Raw genomic sequence first — 23,542 nt, 5'->3', positions numbered from 1 at the left:
GTTTTTGATGATGAAATTTTCCATATAGGATTTTTCAGCAGAGTATATATTTCTATACCTGTTTTGGAGGAGGTGGAATGAGATGGCATTGGCGATTTGACTGGATGACTTTGGCTATACTAGCTCTTTTGTTATCGGTCCTGATTGCCGTTTTCGGCACCAATCATATGATGTCTATCGCACTAAATGGGCTGCATCAGCGTGGTGCCAACACTTTGGGTCTAGCTTCATCGGCGCTTGGCGGCCAATTGGCCCGCTATGAAAAGCTACCAGCGCTCATTGCTGAACACGACACCATTCAAAATCTGGTACGCAATCCTGCAGCTCAAAATGTGACGGCAGTGAATCAGTATCTACAATCCATCAATAATCTGCTCGAATCCTCAGACATCTATCTGATGAACGACGAAGGCGTGACAATTGCCGCCTCAAACTACAATGAACAAAGGCCTTTTGTCGGAGAGAATTTCAGTTATCGTCCCTATTTCTTCGATGCAATTGCGGGGGATAGCGGCAGGTTCTTTGCACTCGGCACAACATCCGGAAAACGCGGCTACTATTTCAGCGCCCCGGTAATGGTCGACGGTCAAGCACGCGGTGTTCTTGCTTTCAAAGTCGACATGGATGTGATTGAGCGGTCATGGCATGGCAATGATTTCGAAATCATCGTGACTGATCCCGAAGGCATCATCTTCATGTCGGGGCGACCCGATTGGCTGTTTAAAAGTATAGGCCCCCTCACCGCTGATCAGATTGCTCGCACGGCTCACACCCGTCGCTATGCGGAAACACCGCTGATCGAAATACCGGTCCGCAGCACGCAAACGGATCGTGGTGACACTTTGCTTGAGATGGATGACGCAGAGCGCACCATTGAATATCTGATCCTATCGGAAGAAATGGTCGATGCCGGTTGGACCGTCAGCGTGTTGCAGGCGACGCGCCCGGCCCGAAACCAGGCTTATACCTCCGTGCTTGCCCTCTTGCTGCTGGTTGGGCTTGGCGCAATGGCCATTGCTGTCTTTCTGCAGAACCGCACACGGCTTGCCGAACGTCTCGCAGCCCAGCGTGAAATCAAAGAGCAACTGGAGTTTCGTGTTGCGGCACGTACGGTTGAACTGGCGACGGCAAACGACAAACTGGCAAGCGAAGTCGAAGAACGCAGAGCAACCGAGCGGCAGTTGCGGCGAACACAGGTCGAACTAGTTCACGCCGGAAAACTTGCGGCACTTGGGCAGATGTCAGCGGCGCTATCGCATGAGTTCAATCAACCGCTGGCCGCAGTCCGCGCTTATGCCGAAGTTTCTGGCCTGATGCTCGATCAGGGGCGCGAGCGCGATGCTAAAGCGGGGTTGGACCGGATATTAAAGGTCGTCGAGCGCATGACGAGCATCAGCAAACATCTGCGCAACTTTGCCCGACGACCCAACAAAAAGCTACGCGCTGTGAAAGTGCAGGATGTCATACGTGATACGAAGGAAATCATTTCATGGCGTCTGAGCGTCGCGAAGGTTGATCTCTCCTTCAACCAGCAAGACGAAGAGACCTGGGTGGTAGCGGACTCCGTGCGTCTGCAGCAGGTGCTCGTCAACATCATCTCAAATGCAGCTGATGCCGTTGAAGGTCAAGCGAGCCGGTTTATTGGTATTGAAATCAAGACAGAGCCTGAAAAGGTTCAGATCGCGATCACAGATAATGGCCCTGGCGTTCCGGATGCTATAGCGGCCCGCATTTATGATCCGTTTTTCTCGACCAAGGGCGTGGGCAAAGGCTTGGGTCTGGGTCTCTCTATTTCCTACAACATCGTCAAAGATTTTGATGGGGAACTCTCTGTGCAAAATTTAACGGAGGGTGGTGCCGAGTTTTGCATCAGCCTCCATCAAGCGACTGCTCCAACCAACCAGGAAACCGGAAAACACATATGAGTGTTGGCGAAATCCTCCTTATTGATGACGAAGAAGAGACCCGCGAGGCGATAGCACTTGGGCTAAAATTCATGGGATATCGCGTGCGCCAATTGTCGAATGCGGAACGTGCGCTTGAACTGGTCGGCTTTGGTTTTAAAGGCATTGTTGTCACCGATATACGTATGCCCGGCATGGATGGCCTGACACTCATGTCACGCATTCATGAGCTGGATCCGGAAACACCCGTCATTGTGTTTACAGGTCATGGCGATGTGCAATTGGCAGTACGTGCGATGCGTGACGGCGCATATGATTTTCTCGAAAAGCCTTTTGCCATGCAGCAACTGGCGGAGACGGTCGGGCGTGCACTCGACCGCCGGCAACTGGTCATGGAGAACCGCCTCCTTCGTGCTGCTGCCGGACAAAAAGACGACATCGAGCAACGACTTGTCGGGCGAACACAGGTTATGATTGATTTGCGCTATCATGTCCGCGCCGTCGGTCCTACAGACGCCGATGTTCTGATCGTCGGTGCAACGGGCACGGGCAAGGAAGTCGTCGCGCGGACGTTGCATGATCTGAGCACCCGCGCCGACAAACCTTTTATCGCGATTAACTGTGCCGCACTTCCGAGTAATCTCATCGAAAGCGAATTGTTCGGCCACGAACCGGGTGCTTTCCCCGGTGCGATGCGGGCCCGCTTTGGCAAGTTTGAACTCGCACAAGGAGGAACCATTCTTCTTGATGAAATCGCAACCATGCCCATCGACACGCAGGCAAAATTACTGCGCGTTATTCAGGAGCGTACAATCACGCGGCTGGGATCGAACGAAGTTTATCCGTTGGATGTTCGCTTCATCGCGACCAGCAAAGCCAATCTGGAAGATGAAGTGGCTGCTGGCCGCTTCCGTGCCGACCTGCTTTACAGGCTCAATGTCGTGACGATTAAAGTTCCATCGCTCGCAGAGCGGCGTGAAGATGTTCCGGTGCTTTTCCTCAAACTCGTCAACGAAGCAGCTGCACGCTATCGCAACGACCCGACCCCTGTTCCGCCTCACCTGATCACCACGCTTACGGAGCGTGAATGGCCGGGAAATGTCCGCGAGCTGCGCAATGCGGCCGACCGTTTCGGGCTTGGGCTTGGCCTGCAATTTGATGATGATCGCAAACATCAGACACGCCCGATGCGTCTTGCTGACCGCGTTGCCGCGTTTGAAAAAAGCATCATTGCAAGTGAGCTTGTGATGCATCGCGGAAGCCTTAAACCCGTCTACGAAACGCTCGGGCTATCGCGCAAATCACTTTATGAAAAGATGCAGAAGTTCGGCTTGGACAAGCAGAACTTCATCAGCTCACAAGAAGACTGAACGCCGAGATGGGTGGAAATCCACCCATCTATTTACGCCGACGTTACCATTTCCACCCATGGCCATCCACAAACTGGCAAAAACCGAATGTTTGTGCTGAGCTTTTCCTTGCACGGCAAATGATCAACCCGCGTTATCGCATTAAGTGGTCTGGGAGGAACCACGGCGTGAGCGGGCATATCGTGTCCGCTTGCTCTATTCCGCCCGTCCACACCGCGAGCCTTTTGAGGGCATCAGGGGCAAAAGACATCCGGAGGAATTCAATTGAAAAAAGCAATTCTCGCAGCTTTGACATTCACCGCTCTTACTGCAACCGCGTTTGCGCAATCCTTTCCAAGCCAACCGATCACAATCATTGTGCCATTCACCGCGGGTGGGCCGACCGATACTGTGACACGTCTTGTTGCGCAGGCCATGAGCCGCGATCTGGGCAGTCAGATTGTCGTTGAAAATGTTGGTGGCGCAGGCGGAACGCTCGGCGCCGCAAGGGCTGCTCAAGCAAAAAATGATGGTCACACGCTGCTGCTTCATCATATCGGTATGGCGACATCGGCCACTCTTTACCGTGAACTTCCATATAAACCGCTCGAAGCGTTTTCCTATGTCGGTCTGGTTACGGAAGTACCGATGACCATTATCGGTCGCTCGGATCTTGAAGCCAACTCGGTTGAGGAAGTTATCGAATACATCAAGACCAATGGCGAAGAGGTTATGTATGCCAATGCGGGCATTGGTGCGGCGTCGCATCTTTGTGGCCTATTGCTGATGAACGCGCTTGGCACTCAGATGACCACAATTCCTTATCAGGGCACCGGTCCTGCAATGACTGACGTTATGGGTGGACAGGTTGATCTGATGTGTGACCAGACGACAAATACTACCAACCAAATTCGTGACAAGTCGGTAAAGGCTTTCGCTGTCACGGTACCGGAACGCGTTGCAAGTCTGCCGGATTTGCCGACCATCGCGGAAAAGGGTTTTCCAGATTTTAACGTCAGTATCTGGCATGGCCTTTATGCTCCGGCCGGAACGGACGAAGCTGTGGTTGAGCGCCTGAGCAAAGCTCTTCAGGTCGCACTCAAGGATGAAACCGTCATCGCTCGCTTCGCAGATCTAGGCACGGTGCCGTCGTCAGAGGAAGACGCGACGCCGACCGCACTTAAAGCAAAACTTGAGAGCGAAATCGAGCTCTGGCGCCCCGTCATTGAAGAAGCAGGCGTTTACGCGAACTAAAAACTGAAAAAATTTAATCCGTTTCATTGGGGTATCGCAAAATGCTGTCCCGAGATTATAGAGATATTGTGGGGGGCATCCTGCTGGTTGCCCTCGGTCTCGCTTTCTCCTGGTATGCGGCTGCAAACTACGAGCTTGGCACGTTGCGGCGCATGGGGCCGGGTATGTTCCCGACATCACTCGGCGTTGTACTGGTTGGCTTCGGTCTGGTGATTGCCATACCAGCGTTCTTCCGTCCGGGCGTTATGCCGGAAATCCGTGTCTGGACACCGATCTATGTTCTGTTGGGCGTCGGAGCGTTCGCGCTCATGATCCGGCCCTTTGGCTTGATCCCGGCAGTGTTGAGCGTTGTCGTGATTTCGTCTTTCGCCGAGTTGCGTGTGAAGCCACTTAGCCTGACTATTCTTTCAACCGCACTTTGCCTTATCGCCTGGCTCGTCTTCCGTGTCGGACTTGGGCTTCCTGTTGCAATGTTCCGGTGGCCGTTCTGATGGATATATTCTCCAATATCGCGATTGGCCTGGAAACAGCTCTGACGCTTAACAATCTGTTCTATTGTTTTCTGGGCGTGTTTCTGGGAACTCTGATTGGCGTCATTCCAGGTATCGGGGTGCTTTCAGCCATTTCGATGCTTTTCCCGATCACTTTCTATCTAGAGCCTACCACCGCTCTCATCATGCTGGCAGGTATCTGGTACGGCACTTCTTATGGAGGGAACACAGCCTCCATTCTGCTCAATATCCCCGGAACGCCTGCCAATGCTGTCACCTGCCTCGACGGGTATCCGATGGCGCGTCAGGGGCGCGGCGGTGTCGCGCTTCTGATGACCACGGTCGCGTCTTTCGTTGGTGGTTCCATTGGTATTGTTTTGCTGATGTTGTTCTCACCCATCATCGCAAAATATGCGTTGAGCTTTGGTTCGGCGGACTATTTTTCACTAATGGTTCTGGGGCTGGTTGCTGCGTCCACAATATCGGATGGCTCGCTGGCAAAGGGCCTCGCAATGGTTGTTCTCGGCATCATGTTTGGCACAGTAGGGGCTGATATTTACACCGGGACTGCACGCTTTTCATTTGGCGTACTCGAACTGACCGACGCCATCAGCCTGATCGCGCTTGCCATGGGTATTTTCGGCGTGTCCGAAGTGATTGCCAGCGTGCGTAAAGTTAATGTCGGTGACATTGACCCAGAGAGTGTGAAACTCAAGGCCATGAAACCATCCCGCGAGGACGTAAGCCGGTCATGGTTCCCGATGCTACGTGGATCGTCAATCGGCGCCTTCTTCGGCACTTTGCCGGGCACCGGACCATCAGTGGCGGCTTTCATGGCTTATGCTGTCGAAAAGCGTGTGGCAAAAGAACCGGAGCGCTTCGGCAAAGGTGCGATCGAAGGTATCATGGCGCCGGAGTCTGCCAATAATTCCGCAGATCAGACCTCGTTCATTCCCACGCTTTCACTGGGCATTCCAGGCAGTCCGACCATGGCGCTGATGCTGGGCGCTCTGATGATCCACGGCATTGCGCCTGGCCCTACTCTCATGACCGATCAACCATCTCTGTTCTGGGGTCTGATCATGAGTTTCTGGATCGGCAATCTCTTGCTGGTGATCCTCAATATTCCACTGATTGGCATCTGGGTGAGATTGCTAACAATCCCATATCACCTGCTGTTTCCTGCCGTTCTTATGTTCATCTGTATTGGAACCTATTCGGTCAACAACAGTGCATTTGAAGTTTGGCTCGTGGTGTTCTTTGGCTTTGCCGGATACCTCATGCGTATCTTCAACTTCCCCGCCGCACCCCTGTTGCTCGGCTTTGTGCTCGGACCGCTTATGGAAGAGCACTTCCGTCGGGCGATGTTGATGTCGCGTGGCTCGTTCTCCACATTCATCGACCGTCCAATCAGTGCCACGGTTCTCGCCGTCACAGCCGCACTACTCGTGTGGGGAACATGGTCAGCTTATCGCCGCCGCAATCAGCGTGTGCTGGCTGCGCAAACTCATAGTTCCTAAAACAAAATGGCCGGTGAGACATGAATGTCTCACCGGCCACAACTTTGCTCAATAGGGCTTAGAACTTTACGCTAAGCTTGGCCTTACCCGAGTTCTGATTAAAGCTCGAACCATACTGACCAGAATATTCAAGACCCAGGGTCGTCTGGTTGCCGAGATCAATATCAAAACCAGCCTTGATAATCGCAGTATCCTTGGCAATTGGTGCACCAGCCACTTCAAATACTGTTCCAGCATCAAATGCAGCAGCTGCAGTCGGTATAGTGTCGCCATAGGCGTGCTGCCAGCCGACTGTTCCGTTGAGCTTGGCATTCATGCTACCAAACACGACAGGAGCAGAAGCACGAAGACCAAGCGTAGTGAACGTAGTTGTCGTTGTTTCTTTTCCAATCTGCAGCGCAGCATTGCCGCCATGCTCGTTAAAGCGGTCTGTTTGCAGACGTACCACAGCAACATTCGCAAATGGCTCAATCGCTGTTCCATTCAGATCGAAACGATGTGAGAGTTCACCAAAAGCCTGGAAGGTATTTGCGCTGTAATCCGCATCAAGACTCTCTGAAAAGCCCGGGAAGGCGACAAAACGATCAGTTTCGATTTTGTGCCAGCTATAGGCAACGCCTGCTTTGAGCAGTGTCGCGTCCCATTGAGTGCCACCATAGATACCCAGATGATAATTATCGCTGTGGCCCGACGAGTTGCGATCATTCACATCGAAGTTGGTGCGGCTATATCCTGCGAGAGCACCCAGCCTCCAGTTTTCGACAACTTCCGCATCATAACCTGCAACGAAGCCACCCGTGGATTGCTTCAACTTACCGGCATTTCCGTCAGCTCCGGTTTCACTCCATTGACCGAGCGCCTGTCCCCAGATTGCTGCGCGCGGTGCGGAAATCTGAGCTGAATCAGCATCCGTTGCGACCGAGGAGGATGCAGCATTTCGCTCACCACCAAATGCTGCACCAATGCGGTCCATAACTGCATTTCGAACAATGGAACTGTCATTGATGATCGCAGTTCGCGTTGAAGCATGAACTTCACCCGAAAGAGAATTAAATGCGCGGCGCGCATTGTCTTCGCTGTCCTGCATGACGACCGTGTCGTAAACAGCGTTGCCAGCACCAAGCTCTTCCACAGCGAGGGCTACCGACTTCTGATTACTTGTCTTTGCTGTAGCAATGAAGTCGACATCGTTACGAGCGATATCGAGGTAAACCGCATTGGCGTCATAAGCCAAACCGAGATCTACGAAAGGCATGTTCTGGCTCATATCGCCAAATGTACCTGTGATGCCGCCTTCAGCACTCAGAATGGTGTAACGCTTGCCCGGCATATAGGTGCCAGCGGCCTTTTCTACATAAACCTTAGCGCCACCAAGCGCTGCCGTTCCACTCACATCGATACGGTCACTTTTACCGGCGGCATCAATTTCAGCAACATAAGTAGCTCCCGCATCAAATGCCAGATTGCCGGTAACCTTCAGCGTGCCAATAGAATTGCCCGGCGCTATGATACTGCCAGCACCGGCGTAAAGTCCGCCGATGAAGCCTGCACCACTAAGATGTGCGCCATTTTCAACGCTAACCGTGCCGCCAAGGAATGCACCTGAATGGGATGCATCACCGATGACCAGTCCGCCTTCTTTTACAGTTGTACCACCTGTATAGGTGTTGGCACCATTAAGAACCAGAACACCTGAGCCGGACTTCGTAAGGCTGCCAGTACCATCAATGTTGCCGTCAAAACGCGTATTGGCAGACTGGTTTACAGTCAAAGCTGCAGAGCCAAGGCTCAATGTTCCGCCCTCACCCATCAGTGACGACATGCTCACATTGAAATTATTGAGATCAAGCTTGCCACCATTCACGGCGAAAGCCGTGTTGTTGACGAATGCACCATCTACACCAGCCTGAAGAACACCGCCTTCAACCAAGGTTCCGCCCGTATAGTTGTTTGCCTGCCCCAGTACGAGCGTACCGGCTCCACGCTTGAGCAGAGCGCCCTCGCCCGTGGCTTGCTGCAACAACGTCACACGGTTGTTTGCATCAGCAATGTCGATCCATCCAAGCCCTTCAAGCGACACGGTGCGATCCAGCGTTTTCATATCGCTGCCGGTTATGCGCAAACCGCCATCAATGAGACGCAGGCGAGCAGCGGCATTGCCAAGAGCCGCATCTTCGCTGACGAGGATCGTTCCGCCGTCGGTGACTGCTGTTTCACCAATGAAGGAATGATCATCAATACAATAGTCCTTGATGGCCTGCTGGAAGCGCGCATCGGTGCTATCGCAGTTGAGCAATGTCTTCTTCTCTTCAAGCGTCAGATCGTTCAGGATTGGTTTGCCATTGGCATCCGAAATCTGGCCAAGATAGATATCTGTACGATGGTTGTTTCGCGTTAGAACAAATTCCTTGTTCTTGTCCGCAAAACCATAAGCATTCGCACCCCAAACGAGGCGTGTTTTCTGCACTTGGTTTTCCGAATAGGTCTGCAACTGAGGCCCGACCCAGCGGAAATCGTGCGCAACGGGTTCATGATCCGAGATTGCTTCTGGCTGGCGGCCCGGCCGCGTGACTTTTACGTCTTTAATCACCCCGATGTAGGGATCATTGGGATCATCTACAATCTCATACCACTTCCCGAATGGTCGCGAGACGAGGAAATGGTCGATCTTGGCACGGTCCCAGCTCGCCCAGGTATTGGTTGCGTCTTCGCCTGCCGATGGCCATGTGGTGCTACCATCGTTGAGATCATGTGGCTTGAAACCTTCACGGGCCGCATCAGTCTGAAGCAGCATATACTGCTTCTTGAGAACATTCATGGTAACCGGCGTGTTGTTATCAACCGCATAGGTTTCTTCTTGCAGACCAACATCCTTACCAGCTCTGTAGGCGGCTGAAAGAGCGTCACCCCATTGCTTCCACGACAGGCTGTCGATGTTTTGTCCAGCATATGCTTCCTGTATGACCGCGCGCATAGTCTGCTGATTGGCGTTGAGAACATATTGCCGTGTCAGGTCGCGGTAAAATGTATTGCCGTCAGACTGCTGCATCAGCCTAATTTGTGCATCAATGTGATGAAGACCACGCTCAGAAACATCACCAGCATTGAAATCGCCAAGAACGATGATGGGCTGGTTAAATCCTTTTGCCCACGTATTGAGGGCTTTGGCTTCGTTCAGGCGACCAGTTGAACCGTCTGCATAATCAAGATGAACCGTACCGATCATTGTCTGCGGGCGGGAACCTTGGGCATCCAGCTGAGTGTAGCTGACATAGCGCCCCTGCGTCGATCCACCCAGATTAAGTGTTCCAAACGTGCCTAGGAGACGCGAAATAATACCCACATCGCCGACCTGCACGTTGCCGTAAGTGCCACGACCAGCGGTTTGGAGGAAATCGGGGATACGCGTAACATAAGTACTACCGTTGATTTCCTGCATACCGAGGACATCAAAATTGGCGGCTGCCATAAAATCCGCGGTCAGTTCCGGGTTCTGTTTGAACTTGTTCCAGATATTGAGCGTCATGACACGAATGTCATAGCTATCGGCCGCGCGTGCTGGAGCCGCGGCTATTCCTGCAACTGCAACACCACATAAAAGCTGCGCAGTTAAAGCCAGAAGCTTTCGGTTACGTTTGGTTGTCCCCGGTACCATCCCTCAGTCCTTTTCTTGGAAAATGCATCCATTTCATCAATGTGAGAGCCGGATTGATCATCCAACTTCACCTGATGCTGAAATGACAGAGTTCAATGTCACTTTTATTACATTTTACTCTAGAGCGACTTTGGAAGACTCAATTCTTTCGCCCCATGAACAGTAAATGTCATTAATATTACATTTTTATTTGCTATCGCCTCTGGGAGTTCTTGTGGCCTAAGCCCACAATTTCCTTGCCTATTTCAACCTGGGAATGAGAGATGGATGTGAGCAACCACGCGCATAAGGATGCGACAGCAAATATGAGCGAACTTTCTGGTTCCGGTGGCAAAAAGAAAGAAATACGGCAGCAAATGCTGCTTCAGTGGATTGAGAACAGCCATTATGTTTCGCTGGAGGAGATCGCTGAACGATTCCGCGTTACCACGCAAACAGCCCGACGTGACATTGCGGATCTGGAGCATCAGGGCAAAGTCAGAAGGCTACATGGTGGCGTATCACAGCTAGCTCCGCTGGACCCCGTCACCTATCGTCAGCGCAGGCATGATAGGGCAGATGAAAAGGCTCGAATTGCTGAAGCTGTGGTCGCGCTCATTCCCGATAACGCCACTATTTTTCTTGACACCGGCACCACATGCGAAGCGATTGCCAATGCACTTGTAAGCAGAGAACGCCTGCATGTTGTCACATATAGCCTAAGATCCGCCGCCATTATTAGTGAGAAAACGGATTTCACTTTAGCCGTTCCTGGTGGCTTTGTTCGACCTATCGATGGTGGGATGTTTCAGGAAGATACACCGGAATTCATCCGACGCTTCAAGTTCGACTATGCAATCATTTCCGTCAGCGGCGTTGATGATGACGGTGATCTTTGTGACGACGACCATACGGAAGTGGCCGTCGTTTCAGCCGCATTGCGACAAGCGGCACACAAGCTGCTCGCAGTTGACAGCTCAAAATTTGGCAAAAGAGCGATGGTCAGACTTGGATCGGTTCACGACATTACCGCCGTCATAACCAACGAGATGCCAGCCCCAGTTTTATCCACCTTGCTTGCAACAGCGAACATCCCTGTCGTTTTGGCAAATATGGAAGCATGAAGCCATGAATCACCTACTTTGCTGATCCATTCGTCCCGTTCGGTGCAAGATTCTGAGATCGCGCAACGACTTTAACGACCCAATCAGCAAAAACGCGGAGGCGATTGCTCAAATGGCGATTGGGTGGGTAGACGAGATGGATCGGCATCGGTTCGATCTGCCAGTCCTGCAATACCGGGCGCAAGGTGCCGTTCGCTATATCCTCCTGCACCATGAATAAGGGCGCCTGCACCACGCCTAAGCCAGCACGCGCAGCGGCAAGATAGGTGGTCGATTCATTAGCCGCGACAACATAGCGTCCATTGACCTCGACTTCTTCTGTACCTCGTTTGAAGTGAAATGGCATTTGCTGGCCGGTTGAAGGCCGGAAATAACCCACTACATGACAATTATTGCTCAGGTCGGATGGATGTTTAGGTGTGAAGCACCGATTAAGATATTCCGCAGACGCACAGGCGATAAAATGCATATCACCTATCCGGCGCGCAATCAGCGACTGATCGCTCAACTCGCCGATCCGAATCGCACAGTCGACGTTTTCCGCCACATAATCGACAGGGCGGTCTGATACGCCAAGATCAATCTGAATATCGGGATAGCGTTGATGGAACTCGATTAGTGCCGGGATGATAATCAGATTGGCAACCGCACTCGCCATTTCTACGCGCAGGCGGCCTTTGGGCAGTGTTTGGGCGCTTGAGAGGCTGCCGTCCAGTTCTTCGAGATCGGAAAGCAAGCGTGCAGCGCGCTCATAGTAAAGTGCGCCATCTGGTGTTACGAGAACACGGCGGGTCGTACGATTGAGGAGTTTTGTACGAAGATGGGCTTCCAATCCTTGAATAAGATTGCTGATTGTTGCCTTCGGCACATTGAGAGAAGCAGACGCGCGCGTGAAGTTACCGGTTTCGACAACCCGGAGAAATGCGCGCATGGCGGAGAGCTGATCCATTTTCAATAGCCATCATTGTTCGAAATTTTGGATAGTGTAACCAATACATGGGGACTATTCCAGATAATAGACAATGATAATATCTCAACATGGCAGTTTGCCGCTAGTGGTTTGATTCCGACATTTGCTCTTACGAGTTACAAAGGTCGAACAAATGTCAGAATCAAATGACCGCTAGTCACGAAAGCAAGAAAGATGTGCGAGAAATTTACGGTTGGAACAATGCAAGCTGGTGATGCCACCTGCACGGCACGCATTTATCGCGGTGCCAAGTTGCTTTCACCGCCACCAGTGGTTTTACACCTGCATGGGGGAGCGTTCTCAAACAGCTGTCTTGGTGCCTGCGAACGCGTTGCCGAAACACTTGCCGAGGCAGGTGCGGTGGTCGTGTCGCCTGAATATTCATCGGCCTGTCTCAACCCGTTCCCGGCGGCGCTAGATGTGGCTTATTCGATAATGACCTCAATGCGCGCGCGTTGCCCGGAGTTTGCGCATAAGAAGTCAATGCTGTTCGTCGCCGGTGAAGAGGCGGGCGGTAATATTGCAGCCGGCGTGGCACTCATGGCGCGCGATCAGCATCTGGCAGACCTTAAGGGTCAGATATTGCTCTCGCCCATGCTTGATCCCTGCCTCGCCACGGCATCTTTCCGCAAATATTGTCCGGAAAGTGCCGTTCAGACGATTGCAGACGGCTGGCAGAACTATCTTGGCGAATGTGCAGGGTTCACCCACCCTTATGCCGCGCCCGCCCTTTGTACGCGGCTTGGTGGTTTGGTGCCAACTCTGCTCGTCACCAGTGCCCAATGTCCAATGCGTGACGAAACGCGGGCCTATGCAGAGCGTCTTCGTCAGGCCGGCGTCAAGGTTCAGTCGCATGTCCTGCCCGGACAAGCCGGCTGGATACCCGAGAACAAAGTCACGCGCACGGACTGGACGCCGCAGGAAAAGACACTGATCGACCTGTTTTCGGATTTCTTCCGGCAAGCAGGTGCTAAGCAAATCGAAGCATAACGTCAGCTCGAACGGTCTCCCAACCTTTGGCCTGACGCTCAATTTGAAGCCGGCCCCCACCGGTTAGGAGATACAACATGACATCGAACATTGCCCGCCGGGCCCTATGGGGCGCCGGCCTGAGTATCCTATTGTCTGCAGCAGGTGGTGGCGCCATTCTTTTCGGTATGCCGCACCTGAAAGCCGACGCCGCAACCGATGTATCTGCTCCACCGCCCGCAGTTCCGGTTTCAGTTGCAGCAGCCGAACAGCGCGCCATCAACAGTTGGGAAGAATTTTCCGGTCGTTTGGAAGCCATTGACCGCGTTGAAATTCGTCCGCGTGTCGGCGGCGCAATCTTGAAGGCACATTTCCGCGAAGGTGCTTTGGTAAAGCAGGGCGATCTGCTCGTCACAATCGATCCAGAACCTTATGCCGCTGCCGTTGAAAAGGCCAAGGCACAGGTTTCAGCAGAAGAAGCGCGTGTAGCACTCGCCAAAGCTGAACTGGAACGCGGACGCCAGCTGGTGACAACCCGTACCATTGCACAAAGCGGCCTTGATCAGCGTTCAAGCGCCTTTGATGAAGCGCAGGCAAGTCTGCGTTCTGCAAAGGCAGCACTGCGCTCGTCTGAACTTGACCTCCAATATACCGAGGTGCGCGCACCAATCTCCGGTCGTGTCGGACGTCTGGAAGTAACGGCTGGTAATCTGGTCGCAGCAAGTTCAGCATCACCAGTACTAACGACACTCGTATCGGTCGACCCGATCTATGCAAGCTTCAGTGCCAATGAAGAAGTTGTCACCAAAGCGCTTGCTAAGCTCGCGACATCCCCCGGCGGCAATTCCATCGAGCGCATCCCCGTGCAGATAGGAACGGCAGCGGATAATGGCACACCGATTTCAGGACATATTCAGCTTATCAACAACGAGGTCGATGCCACGACAGGCACGATCCGTGTTCGTGCAGCCATCGATAATCCGGATGGCAGGCTCATTCCTGGACAGTTTGTCCGCATTCGCTTTGGCGAACCGGACCCTGATCAGAAGCTCGTGGTAAGTGATCGCGCAATTTCGTCGGATCAGGACAAGAAATTCGTCTTCGTGGTCGGTGCAGACAACAAGGTTGAATACCGGCAGGTGGTGCTTGGTCGTAACTATGACGGCCTGCGTATTGTCGAAAGCGGGTTGAAGCCCGGCGAAAACATCGTCGTCAACGGCCTGCAGCGTATTCGCCCAGGCGTAGTCGTTGCACCGCAGCCCGTAACCGAAACACTTGCCAAGAATTAATTGAAACGGCGCGTCTGTCGGCGCGCGCAAACGCAAAAAGCTCAGCCTATTCATCCCGCGAGAACACATGTTTTCGCGGGAACGGGAGAGTCTTTTGCTCATCCGCCTAAAGGGGGATAATAAGATGAATTTTTCACGCTTTTTCGTAGACCGACCGGTCTTCGCTGGCGTTCTGTCGGTTCTGATCTTTGTTGCCGGTCTGATCGGCATGACAGGTTTGCCGATCTCGGAATATCCGGAAGTCGTGCCACCACAGATCGTGGTGCGTGCACAATATCCGGGCGCCAATCCAGCCGTTATTTCAGAAACTGTCGCAACACCGCTTGAAGAGCAGATCAACGGTGTCGAAGGCATGCTCTATATGCAAAGCCAGGCGACCGCTGATGGTGTCATGACCCTGACAGTCACTTTCGCACTCGGCACAGATCCCGATCAGGCCCAGCAGCTGGTGCAAAACCGTATCTCGCAGGCCGAGCCACGCCTGCCGGAAGAAGTACGCACGCTCGGTGTCACGACAGCTAAGAGCTCGCCCGATCTTACGCTTGTTGTTCATCTGATATCGCCCGACGGCCGATATGACGTGAACTACTTGCGCAACTATGCTGTTCTCAACGTCAAGGATCGTATTGCTCGTATTCCAGGCGTCGGTCAGGTGCAGATTTTCGGCGGTGGCGACTATTCGATGCGCGTCTGGATTGATCCACAAAAGGCCGCTGAACGCGGACTTTCGGCCGGAGACATTGCCAACGCTATCCGCCAGCAAAACGTTCAGGCCGCAGCTGGTGTTATTGGCGCTTCCCCATCCGTTTCAGGTCTCGATCTGCAGCTTTCAGTTAATGCTCAGGGACGTCTCCAAACACCTGAAGACTTTGCCGATATCGTTGTGAAATCCGGCAGCCAGGGTGAAGTTACGCGCCTTGGCGATGTTGCGCGCGTTGAAATGGGGGCAGCGGATTACTCGTTGCGCTCGCTGCTCGATAATAAATCAGCCGTCGGTATGGGTGTTTTTCAAGCGCCCGGTTCCAATGCCCTTGATATTTCCACAAACGTCCATGCTGCCATGGCTGATCTGAAGAAAACCATGCCGGAAGGCGTGGACTTCGATATCGTCTATGACACAACAGCGTTCGTTAAAGCCTCTATCGAGTCGGTTATTCACACTCTGCTTGAAGCCATCGTACTGGTGGTAATCGTGGTCATCATGTTCCTACAGACATGGCGAGCCTCGATCATTCCTCTCGTAGCTGTTCCCGTTTCCATCGTCGGCACCTTTGCGGTGATGTATGTATTTGGCTTCTCCATCAATGCACTAAGCCTCTTCGGCCTCGTGCTTGCGATCGGTATCGTCGTCGATGACGCGATCGTGGTGGTGGAAAATGTCGAGCGCAATATTGAACAGGGCCTCTCTCCGATTGAGGCGACCTATCGCGCCATGCAGGAAGTGTCCGGCCCGATTATCGCCATTGCATTGGTGCTGGTGGCAGTTTTCGTACCGCTGGCCTTCATTACCGGCCTGACTGGCCAGTTTTATCGTCAGTTTGCGCTGACTATCGCCATATCGACCGTGATCTCGGCTTTTAACTCACTGACGCTGTCGCCAGCGTTGGCAGCTTTGCTGCTGCGCGGCCACAATGCACCGAAAGACCGGCTGACCCGCATTATGGACAAGCTGTTTGGCTGGTTCTTCCGCGGCTTTAATCGCTTTTTTGGTGCAAGTTCAAATGCCTATGGTCGCGGTGTTGGTGGTATTCTCACACGCAAGTCGCTTGTGACGGGCCTTTATGTCGTGTTGCTCGGCGTCACCTTCGTTCTGTTCCGTGCAGTGCCCGGCGGCTTCGTTCCGGCGCAGGACAAGCAATATCTGATCGGCTTTGCACAATTGCCGGATGCGGCGACACTCGACCGTTCGGAAGATGTTATCCGCCGGATGACGGATATTGCACTCAAGCAACCTGGCGTCGCCAATGCTATCGCCTTCCCGGGCTTGTCGATCAATGGTTTCACCAACTCGTCGAACTCCGGCATTGTGTTTGTAACCTTGAAGCCGTTTGAAGAGCGCAAGACAGCTGAACTCTCTGCAAATGCCATCACCATGCAGCTCAACCAGCAGTTTGGATCCATTCAGGATGCCTTCATCGCCATGTTCCCACCCCCTCCCGTACAGGGACTGGGCACCACCGGCGGCTTCAAGCTTCAGCTGGAAGATCGCAATGGTTTAGGCTTCCGCGCGCTTGACGATGCAACCAAGGCATTTCTTGCCAAGGCGTATCAGACACCGGAACTGGCGGGTCTGTACTCGAGCTATCAGATCAACGTTCCGCAACTTTTCACTGACATTGACCGCGTGAAGGCACGCCAGCTGGGCGTGGCCGTTACGGATGTTTTCGAAACTTTGCAAATCTATCTTGGTTCACTTTACGTCAACGACTTCAATGCCTTTGGCCGCACTTACAGCGTGCGTATTCAGGCAGACGCGAATTATCGCAGCCATGCCGAAGATATCGGCAAGCTGAAGGTTCGTTCGCAGTCTGGTGAGATGATCCCATTGTCCGCCCTTCTTAAAGTTGAGCAGACCGTGGGGGCAGAGCGCGCAATCCGTTACAACGGCTTCCTTTCAGCCGATATCAACGGCAACCCGGCTCCCGGCTTTTCATCCGGTCAGGCGCAGGCTGCCATTGAGCGGATTGCGGAAGAGACCTTGCCTGCAGGCATTGCCTATGAATGGACCGACCTGACATATCAGCAAATTCTGGCTGGCAATTCGGGTTTCCTTGTCTTCCCGCTGGCGCTGCTGCTGGTGTATCTCGTGCTGGCTGCGCAGTATGAAAGTCTCACTCTGCCACTCTCGATCATCCTGATCGTACCAATGGGCATCATGGCCGCACTGATCGGCGTCTGGCTGACAGGAGGTGATAACAATGTCTTCACCCAAATTGGTTTGATCGTTCTGGTGGGGCTGTCCGCCAAGAATGCGATCCTGATCGTTGAGTTTGCCCGTGAGCTGGAACTATCTGGAAGAACGGCAGTTCAAGCAGCTATCGAGGCAAGCCGGCTGCGTCTGCGTCCGATCCTCATGACTTCGATGGCTTTCATCATGGGCGTCGTGCCGCTTGTCATATCGACAGGGGCTGGTGCGGAAATGCGCTCGGCAATGGGTATCGCAGTGTTTGCAGGAATGATCGGCGTGACGGCCTTCGGTATCTTCATGACGCCGGTGTTTTATGTGCTGATCCGCAAATTGACCGGCGAACGTCCGCTGAAACATGCTGGACCGAAAGTAGAAATACTGGATGCTCACGCTGAAGTCTAAAACATTAAGGCCGGAGGCAAAACCTCCGGCCTTTCTGCATATGAATGACTAATCGTGTAACCCAAAGCCTTTCTCAATGGCTTTCATTCGTTCACGTGCTCGGGCTTACGCAGCACAAGTTGAGCTTGAGCCATATGAACTTTCGGAATGAGATCGGCTTATCTTAAGTGTTTTCTCAAATGACATATCGTTCCACATTGGCGACTGGCGGGGGAAGTATCGCCTTCGAAACTAATGCTGCAGAACTGGTTTGAACGCCTTCCCTGTTATAGGCGTCAGAATAACTTCATCAGAAGCGGTAGTTTACGCCTGCCTTTATGACATGGTCATGCACATTCGTCTTGGTGGTACCATATGATGTCGTGCTCGAGACATCCTTGGTTGTCACGTAGTTATACTCGATTTTTGCCGACAGACCGCCGCCAAATCCCTGTTCGATACCACCGCCCAGAAGATAACCAGATTTCCAGCCGTTAGGACCGGTAACGTCATCGCCGTCTTTGAATTTCGTCATGGTCAAACCTGCTGTGCCGTAAACCAATGACCGATCAAACGAGAGACCAGCTTTGGCCTTCGCTGCACCACGAAACCGCTCTTTCAACCGGCCATGCGGTACGCGCGCTTCATTTCCCATGTACGAACCTTCAAGTTCGGCACCAAGAACAGCAGGGCCAAACTGGAAATTGTAACCAGCCTGCACACCGCCGGTCATGCCCTTGCCGCCAGTAAACGGATTAATCTTCGGCGAAGCCAAACCACCATGAGCACCGATATATGCGCCGCCCCATGAAAATGCTGGCGGGGTTTCGTAATCGTAGGACCCTGAATTGTAGTTGAGATCAGCTGCATATGCGTTCGTTGCGAGCGCCAGGGCGGCGGTCGCGGTCGCAAGGGTTTTTGCGATAAAAGACATGTATAACTCCAGACGAAGCCAGCGCATCATTCATTGACGCTTACAAAGCTTCAGTTCGCGTTGGAGAGCCCGAAGCAGGCTCCTATTGATCTCCCAACCCAATCAACAATGTGCGCTGACTAATTCAGAAGATGCTGGCATTCTCCTCGCGAGAGTTGCGTCTAGATTGCAGGGACATTAATTTCATAAAATTTATTTATTATTTTTATATATTTACACGTATTTCTTTAACTAAATAGTAAGCAATTATGCTTTGAGACATGAACCGCTCAATGCTGTTATTTGTTTAGATCCGCGCCTGATCTCGCCGCGACTGAGTGAATCTGTAGACGCACGCAAAAGCCAGGCTTCAAATCAAAAAACACGACTTTTCCGCCGTGAATTTCTGCAGCCTTTTGGACAAGGTTCAATCCAAGTCCGGCACCCGATGAATGTGTATTAATGCGCCGAAATGGCTCAAACACATGCTCGCGCTCAGAAAGAGGAATGCCAGAACCCTCATCACAAACATCGATAATGCCAGAAGCGCCGACTTTGATAACGATAGCCCCTTTGCCGCCCGCATGGTCGATCGCATTGCGGATCAGATTAACGACTGCCATCTCGATAACCGAAGTCTGAACGGTGAAAATAGCTTCTTTGCTGCTCGGCTCGAAATCAAAATCATAACCGGCGTCGAGCGCCAGCGGTGCAAGATCAGCAGCCAGTCGCTGAACAAGCACATTCAAATCCTGGCGTTCAGCACGCAGTTCAACAACACCAATAGCCTGCATTTCAAGCAACTGATGTGCCACACGAGACAGACGATCAATATCGGATCGCAACTGCTTGCTTACATCATCATCGGCTAGAAGATCAGCTCGTGTGCGAGCTATGGCGATTGGTGTTCTAAGCTCGTGAGCAGCGTCTGCAAGAAAGCGGTTTCGGCGATTATAACCTTCATCTAGTTTCGAAAGCGCGGTGTTGAAGGCGTCGACCAGCGGAATGATTTCCTGCGGAACCTTGGACCGGTCAATCCGTGCAGAACGGTTCTCAAAATTGATAGCCTGCGCTTGTTTCACAGTTTCCATGAGACCGCGAAGGGAGCGGCCAACAGCCCGTGGTGTCACGATCAATGTCGCAATGCTAGTCAGGATCAACATCGGCACGACAGCGATAAGGACGATGATACCCAGGCCCGGCAACACATTGGACCAATGAATTTCCCCATCAGGATATTTTGCGAGATCCACCTGCATGCTGATCCAAAGGCTGATCCCGTCGTTTTCAAACCCCTTTTCCGTGGCCGCTATCACTTGAAGTTTGCCAACGGAGGTATTGCGATTTTCTACTGTAGCACGCGTCGTATTGGCCGTTTGCACACGCGCACGGTCAATGGTCCACGGGAAGGTCGCATCAAGACCGGCCCACGGTATCTTTCCATATTGCAAGACAATCGCATTTTCATCTCTCACGATGAACCACAGATCAGGATACCGTTGTTTGAGCGTCGTAAATTGCGGCGTCTCTAATAGCTGAACATGGCCCTGCCCGTCTTTCATCACGCTTTCGGCAACGACGCGCACTGCTTCTTCATTGGCATCTTCCAGCTCGGGGTTGATGATCCAAATCCATCCGACGAGCAGAATGACGAAAAGCACAAGTAAAAACGCCTGCAGTACGAAAAGGCGTTTCATCAGACTCCATCGCAGCGATTGGCTACGCATCTTTTTCATGCTTTTGACCGGATCAAATAACCAATGTTTCGCACCGCCCTAATCTCGACGGTCGCTTCGGCTTGAGCCAGTTTCTTCCGAATACGGGAAATGTGAGCATCAAGAGCGTTTGACTCAATCTCATCATCAAGCGTGTAAACGGCTTCGACGAGGTTGGAACGGGTTACAATACGGTTTGGTCGCCGCATTAACGCTTCCAGTGCCAGATATTCTCGCCGCGGAAAATCAATAACCGCATCAAGCACAGTGACCTGATTGGTCCGAGGGTCAATGATAAGGTTTCCGAAACTCATAAACTTATCTGACAACGAAGTTCCCCGTCTTCTAAGTGCGCGCAGTCGTGCAAGCAGCTCTTCAATGGCAAAAGGCTTGGCAAGATAATCATCTGCACCTGCATCTAGCCCATCGACGCGGTGATCGACGCTTCCCAACGCAGTTAAAACAAGAATGGGTACGGAGAGCTTACTCTTGCGCAGCGCTGCGACCAGATTGAGCCCCTCTCCGTCAGGCAGACGACGATCAAAAACCAGCACATCGTAATTGCCATCACGCGCCAGAGCATCGGCATCGGCAATGGTGCTGACATGATCAACCAGCACTTCATGTCGCCTCAACGCTTCAAGTAAAGCGCGCGCCATTTCAGGTTCATCTTCAAGAAGCAGGATACGCAATGATTTTCCCTCAGAGGCCAGTTCTTGCCCTCATTCCCCCAACTAGCCATCGAACATTGCGACTACATTGCAATTGGCATCCCTTACTATTTAGCACCTTGCAATAAGCTTTCCGAGCGGCATTGTTAAACAGTGGCTAAGGGCATCTCTGAACAACCAAAACGTGCAATGTACTTGCAATCTTGGCTCATATCGTTGCTGCCAATAGCAACCGATAGGAACAATCATGGCAATCAGATTATTTCCTGCCTCCCACTGGGGAATAGCCGCTCTTGGCACAGCTGTAATGCTGACAGGCTGTGCTTCGCAAATCATGAAAAACTATATTGGCGCACCCATCAGTAGCGTCATGCTCGATTATGGCCCTCCCTATAATATCTATAAGCTGAGCGCAAACGAGCAAGCCTATCAATGGAGCCGAACCAAAACGCAAGCCGTTGCTGGTGAATATAACGGAGAGGTACAAGAAACACGTCGCGGAGAACGTTATAAAGGAACTGAAACTCCCTGATATGTCGAACATACCAAGTGCTTCTACACCTTCTATACACGAAGATCAGGCCATGATTGGTTGGTAACAAGTTTCCGTCAAATATCGCTACAATGCGAATGATTTCAAAGTGTTATTCGCGCATCCTGACGAAGACTGATAGTTTAAAAAACTAAGGCTTTCGACACATTATAGCATCGAAAGCCTGGTAATTATGGCAACGGCCTGATGCAGCTGCAAAAGCAAAACCCGATCAGTTCTTCTTCCACTGAACCTCTTCAATCGCGACTTTACCTGAACGCTTGTCGTAGAGGCAAACAACCGTTGTATCTTTGGGTTGCTTGCGATTGCGGGTCGATCCTTCACGCAAAAGCAGTGCTACTTTCCCAACGCTATCATCAAAGTCGACAGGCTCGGAAACAAATGGACTGACCATGGATGATTTCGCCATGCATGAACTGACGACTTTGGTATGAAGCGCCTCCCAAGCAGCCGGACTGGATGCATGAGCAGAGCCCACGCAAAAAGCAAACGCAGTAAGTGTAAATGCTACCGTCTTCATTGAGAGACCTTTCAAGCAGGATAGTTATTGCTTGCCGATCAGTATCGCACATTGAATAGGCTGTCGGCTCTAACATTTCTAACAATGAATAAGCCGCAAACAAGGCATTGGTGGCAGGAGGGCGATGACCGCCCTTCTGCCGGTTAGACGAACTCAATCACGACTTAGCGCGAATTGATGGTCCAGAAATCCTGCCAATCCTGAAGCTTTGAATAGTCGCTTTCAGCGGTCTCAGAATGTGGAACATAGAGCTGGTCGATGACTTTCACGATGCCAGACACTTCGCTTTCTGGAATCTTGGCGCCCTTGTTCGACGAAATTTTTCCGTCTGCCAACTGCGGAGCCATGCCCTCTTCCGTCATCATGTAATGCACGAAGAGCTTCGATGCATTCGGGCTTTTCGTACCGGATGCGATAACGGCAACGCGTGGCGTCAGCTGACCGGCCCAAGGCTTCATGCCTGCACAAATGCCCATCGTGTAGCCATTCTTCTTGGCATCACGGAAAATCGAGGTGCTGAGGAAGCCCATGAATGGCTTTTCCTGCCCCTTTGCACCGATGATCGGGCCGACTTCCGTATCGCTCCGCGTAACGCTCGGGCGGTTCTTGGCAAAGCGCTTGACCCACTCAGCAGTCGCGCTTGCTTCATCGGTTTTCAGTGGCTCACCGAAGAACTCTTCATAGGCCTTGCGCATAGCTTCATCATCATGCTCGGCAATCTGATTGAACCAGAACATGGTTTCGTTGCGCAGGAGCGGATCAGGAATAGCAATGCGGCCCTTCCATTCTTCCGTGGTCAATGCCCAGATATTGTCGATTGGGCACTTATCGCCATGGACATCTGAGTTATAAGCCCACACCCATGGGTTAAGGCTGGTAATGGCCGGGTTCTGATATTCCGCAGGCACCTGATCCTTGAGATCGACGGGAAGCCAGCTGAGACCTGCGCCCTGAACGATGATTTCCGATGTAACTGATGGCAGATTGCTCATGTTGAAGACATCAGTGCGAACATTGTTCGCAGCCGCTTCACGCAGAATGACCTGTTCCTGGTTCTGGCCGTTCATCTTCACGCCTGTAGCCTTCACACCGTATTTTGCGGTGAAGGCTTCAGCCATAGTGACGATCTTGCCAGTGGCGTCCACAACGGTAATGCCCGGCTCTTTCTTGGCCGCTTCAATCAGTGCTTCGAGCGAGTAATCCGCATCATTGATGCCGATTTCAGCGACAGGCTCTGCGAAGGCAGCTGTGCTTGCCAGAAGTGCGGCACTCAACGAAAGGGCCGCATATTTGCGAAGGGTTGAACTCATTATTTCCTCCAAAGTTGATAATTATTGTGTGAAAGCGAAAGCATCGACGCGCATTCGATGCGCCTCT

Annotated in this window: 16 protein-coding genes and 1 pseudogene; 10 read left to right on the top strand and 7 right to left on the bottom strand. The window is 52.3% G+C overall.

Annotation, left to right across the window (positions count from 1 at the left end; translation table 11 throughout):
• Positions 1-77 precede the first annotated feature (77 nt).
• The 5 genes from RT142_RS05130 to RT142_RS05110 all read left to right on the top strand — a co-directional run bounded on the left by RT142_RS05130 (position 78) and on the right by RT142_RS05110 (position 6,518).
• Positions 78-1,925 carry an ATP-binding protein gene (locus RT142_RS05130; protein WP_064321563.1) on the top strand — a complete coding sequence of 616 codons (1,848 nt, stop codon included), beginning with the start codon at positions 78-80 and terminating at the stop codon, positions 1,923-1,925.
• On the top strand, positions 1,922-3,274 hold the full coding sequence (locus tag RT142_RS05125) for a sigma-54-dependent transcriptional regulator (RefSeq protein ID WP_007878517.1): 1,353 nt from the start codon (positions 1,922-1,924) through the stop codon (positions 3,272-3,274). The genes RT142_RS05130 and RT142_RS05125 overlap by 4 nt, the downstream gene beginning before the upstream one ends.
• A 258-nt stretch (positions 3,275-3,532) precedes the next feature.
• Positions 3,533-4,507 (top strand): tripartite tricarboxylate transporter substrate-binding protein, encoded by a 975-nt coding sequence (locus tag RT142_RS05120; protein ID WP_162699547.1) that lies wholly within the window; start codon positions 3,533-3,535, stop codon positions 4,505-4,507.
• 41 nt (positions 4,508-4,548) lie between these two features.
• A complete protein-coding gene (locus tag RT142_RS05115) occupies positions 4,549-4,998 on the top strand; it encodes a tripartite tricarboxylate transporter TctB family protein (RefSeq protein WP_064321561.1) in 450 nt (149 codons plus the stop codon).
• Positions 4,998-6,518 carry a tripartite tricarboxylate transporter permease gene (locus tag RT142_RS05110; RefSeq protein ID WP_064322511.1) on the top strand — a complete coding sequence of 507 codons (1,521 nt, stop codon included), beginning with the start codon at positions 4,998-5,000 and terminating at the stop codon, positions 6,516-6,518. The genes RT142_RS05115 and RT142_RS05110 overlap by 1 nt, the downstream gene beginning before the upstream one ends.
• 58 nt (positions 6,519-6,576) lie before the next feature.
• On the opposite strand, the gene RT142_RS05105 is transcribed toward RT142_RS05110, so the two are convergent.
• The gene (locus RT142_RS05105) at positions 6,577-10,173 is read right to left on the bottom strand and encodes an autotransporter domain-containing protein (protein WP_313027795.1); all 3,597 of its coding nucleotides are present in this window, start codon (positions 10,171-10,173) and stop codon (positions 6,577-6,579) included.
• Positions 10,174-10,436: 263 nt separating this feature from the next.
• On the opposite strand from RT142_RS05105, the gene RT142_RS05100 reads away from it, so the two are divergent.
• On the top strand, positions 10,437-11,276 hold the full coding sequence (locus RT142_RS05100) for a DeoR/GlpR family DNA-binding transcription regulator (RefSeq protein WP_084479842.1): 840 nt from the start codon (positions 10,437-10,439) through the stop codon (positions 11,274-11,276).
• Positions 11,277-11,289: 13 nt separating this feature from the next.
• On the opposite strand, the gene RT142_RS05095 is transcribed toward RT142_RS05100, so the two are convergent.
• A complete protein-coding gene (locus tag RT142_RS05095; protein ID WP_313027793.1) occupies positions 11,290-12,225 on the bottom strand; it encodes a LysR substrate-binding domain-containing protein in 936 nt (311 codons plus the stop codon).
• Between the two features lie 195 nt (positions 12,226-12,420).
• Between RT142_RS05095 and RT142_RS05090 the strand changes: the two genes are divergently transcribed.
• The 3 genes from RT142_RS05090 (at position 12,421) to RT142_RS05080 (ending at position 17,814) form a co-directional block, all read left to right on the top strand.
• Positions 12,421-13,236 carry an alpha/beta hydrolase gene (locus tag RT142_RS05090; RefSeq protein WP_064321559.1) on the top strand — a complete coding sequence of 272 codons (816 nt, stop codon included), beginning with the start codon at positions 12,421-12,423 and terminating at the stop codon, positions 13,234-13,236.
• 77 nt (positions 13,237-13,313) lie between these two features.
• Positions 13,314-14,504: an efflux RND transporter periplasmic adaptor subunit gene (locus tag RT142_RS05085; RefSeq protein WP_064321558.1), complete on the top strand. Its 1,191-nt coding sequence runs from the start codon at positions 13,314-13,316 to the stop codon at positions 14,502-14,504.
• Positions 14,505-14,628: 124 nt separating this feature from the next.
• Positions 14,629-17,814: a multidrug efflux RND transporter permease subunit gene (locus RT142_RS05080; protein ID WP_313027791.1), complete on the top strand. Its 3,186-nt coding sequence runs from the start codon at positions 14,629-14,631 to the stop codon at positions 17,812-17,814.
• Positions 17,815-18,103: 289 nt separating this feature from the next.
• Here RT142_RS05080 and RT142_RS05075 read toward each other — a convergent pair whose 3' ends face one another.
• The 3 genes from RT142_RS05075 to RT142_RS05065 form a co-directional block, all read right to left on the bottom strand.
• Positions 18,104-18,727, bottom strand: a complete 624-nt coding sequence (locus RT142_RS05075; RefSeq protein ID WP_007878485.1) for an outer membrane protein — start codon at positions 18,725-18,727, stop codon at positions 18,104-18,106.
• 278 nt (positions 18,728-19,005) lie between these two features.
• A complete protein-coding gene (locus RT142_RS05070) occupies positions 19,006-20,442 on the bottom strand; it encodes a HAMP domain-containing sensor histidine kinase (RefSeq protein ID WP_313027789.1) in 1,437 nt (478 codons plus the stop codon).
• The gene (locus tag RT142_RS05065) at positions 20,439-21,113 is read right to left on the bottom strand and encodes a response regulator transcription factor (protein ID WP_007878482.1); all 675 of its coding nucleotides are present in this window, start codon (positions 21,111-21,113) and stop codon (positions 20,439-20,441) included. The genes RT142_RS05070 and RT142_RS05065 overlap by 4 nt, the downstream gene beginning before the upstream one ends.
• A 226-nt stretch (positions 21,114-21,339) precedes the next feature.
• On the opposite strand from RT142_RS05065, the pseudogene RT142_RS05060 reads away from it, so the two are divergent.
• Positions 21,340-21,726, top strand: a pseudogene (locus RT142_RS05060) (hypothetical protein).
• 130 nt (positions 21,727-21,856) lie between these two features.
• Here RT142_RS05060 and RT142_RS05055 read toward each other — a convergent pair.
• Both RT142_RS05055 and RT142_RS05050 read right to left on the bottom strand, forming a co-directional pair.
• Positions 21,857-22,039, bottom strand: coding sequence for a hypothetical protein (locus RT142_RS05055; RefSeq protein ID WP_231195103.1), 183 nt, complete (start codon positions 22,037-22,039; stop codon positions 21,857-21,859).
• A 290-nt stretch (positions 22,040-22,329) separates the two neighbouring features.
• On the bottom strand, positions 22,330-23,475 hold the full coding sequence (locus tag RT142_RS05050) for an ABC transporter substrate-binding protein (RefSeq protein WP_313027788.1): 1,146 nt from the start codon (positions 23,473-23,475) through the stop codon (positions 22,330-22,332).
• Positions 23,476-23,542: the final 67 nt, after the last annotated feature.

Source organism: Brucella sp. (genome assembly GCF_032066345.1).
GTDB lineage: Bacteria > Pseudomonadota > Alphaproteobacteria > Rhizobiales > Rhizobiaceae > Brucella > Brucella pseudogrignonensis.
This window is presented reverse-complemented; position numbering and strand designations above follow the sequence as displayed.

Excerpts from the sequence above, each read along its gene's own strand:
- RT142_RS05090 (WP_064321559.1), top strand. The coding sequence starts at position 12,421 with ATGTGCGAGAAATTTACGGTTGGAACAATGCAAGCTGGTGATGCCACC.
- RT142_RS05070 (WP_313027789.1), bottom strand. The coding sequence starts at position 20,442 with ATGAAAAAGATGCGTAGCCAATCGCTGCGATGGAGTCTGATGAAACGC.
- RT142_RS05110 (WP_064322511.1), top strand. The coding sequence starts at position 4,998 with ATGGATATATTCTCCAATATCGCGATTGGCCTGGAAACAGCTCTGACG.
- RT142_RS05085 (WP_064321558.1), top strand. The coding sequence starts at position 13,314 with ATGACATCGAACATTGCCCGCCGGGCCCTATGGGGCGCCGGCCTGAGT.
- RT142_RS05055 (WP_231195103.1), bottom strand. The coding sequence starts at position 22,039 with ATGGTCAGTCCATTTGTTTCCGAGCCTGTCGACTTTGATGATAGCGTT.
- RT142_RS05095 (WP_313027793.1), bottom strand. The coding sequence starts at position 12,225 with ATGGATCAGCTCTCCGCCATGCGCGCATTTCTCCGGGTTGTCGAAACC.
- RT142_RS05080 (WP_313027791.1), top strand. The coding sequence starts at position 14,629 with ATGAATTTTTCACGCTTTTTCGTAGACCGACCGGTCTTCGCTGGCGTT.
- RT142_RS05130 (WP_064321563.1), top strand. The coding sequence starts at position 78 with ATGAGATGGCATTGGCGATTTGACTGGATGACTTTGGCTATACTAGCT.
- RT142_RS05125 (WP_007878517.1), top strand. The coding sequence starts at position 1,922 with ATGAGTGTTGGCGAAATCCTCCTTATTGATGACGAAGAAGAGACCCGC.
- RT142_RS05075 (WP_007878485.1), bottom strand. The coding sequence starts at position 18,727 with ATGTCTTTTATCGCAAAAACCCTTGCGACCGCGACCGCCGCCCTGGCG.
- RT142_RS05050 (WP_313027788.1), bottom strand. The coding sequence starts at position 23,475 with ATGAGTTCAACCCTTCGCAAATATGCGGCCCTTTCGTTGAGTGCCGCA.
- RT142_RS05105 (WP_313027795.1), bottom strand. The coding sequence starts at position 10,173 with ATGGTACCGGGGACAACCAAACGTAACCGAAAGCTTCTGGCTTTAACT.
- RT142_RS05100 (WP_084479842.1), top strand. The coding sequence starts at position 10,437 with ATGGATGTGAGCAACCACGCGCATAAGGATGCGACAGCAAATATGAGC.
- RT142_RS05115 (WP_064321561.1), top strand. The coding sequence starts at position 4,549 with ATGCTGTCCCGAGATTATAGAGATATTGTGGGGGGCATCCTGCTGGTT.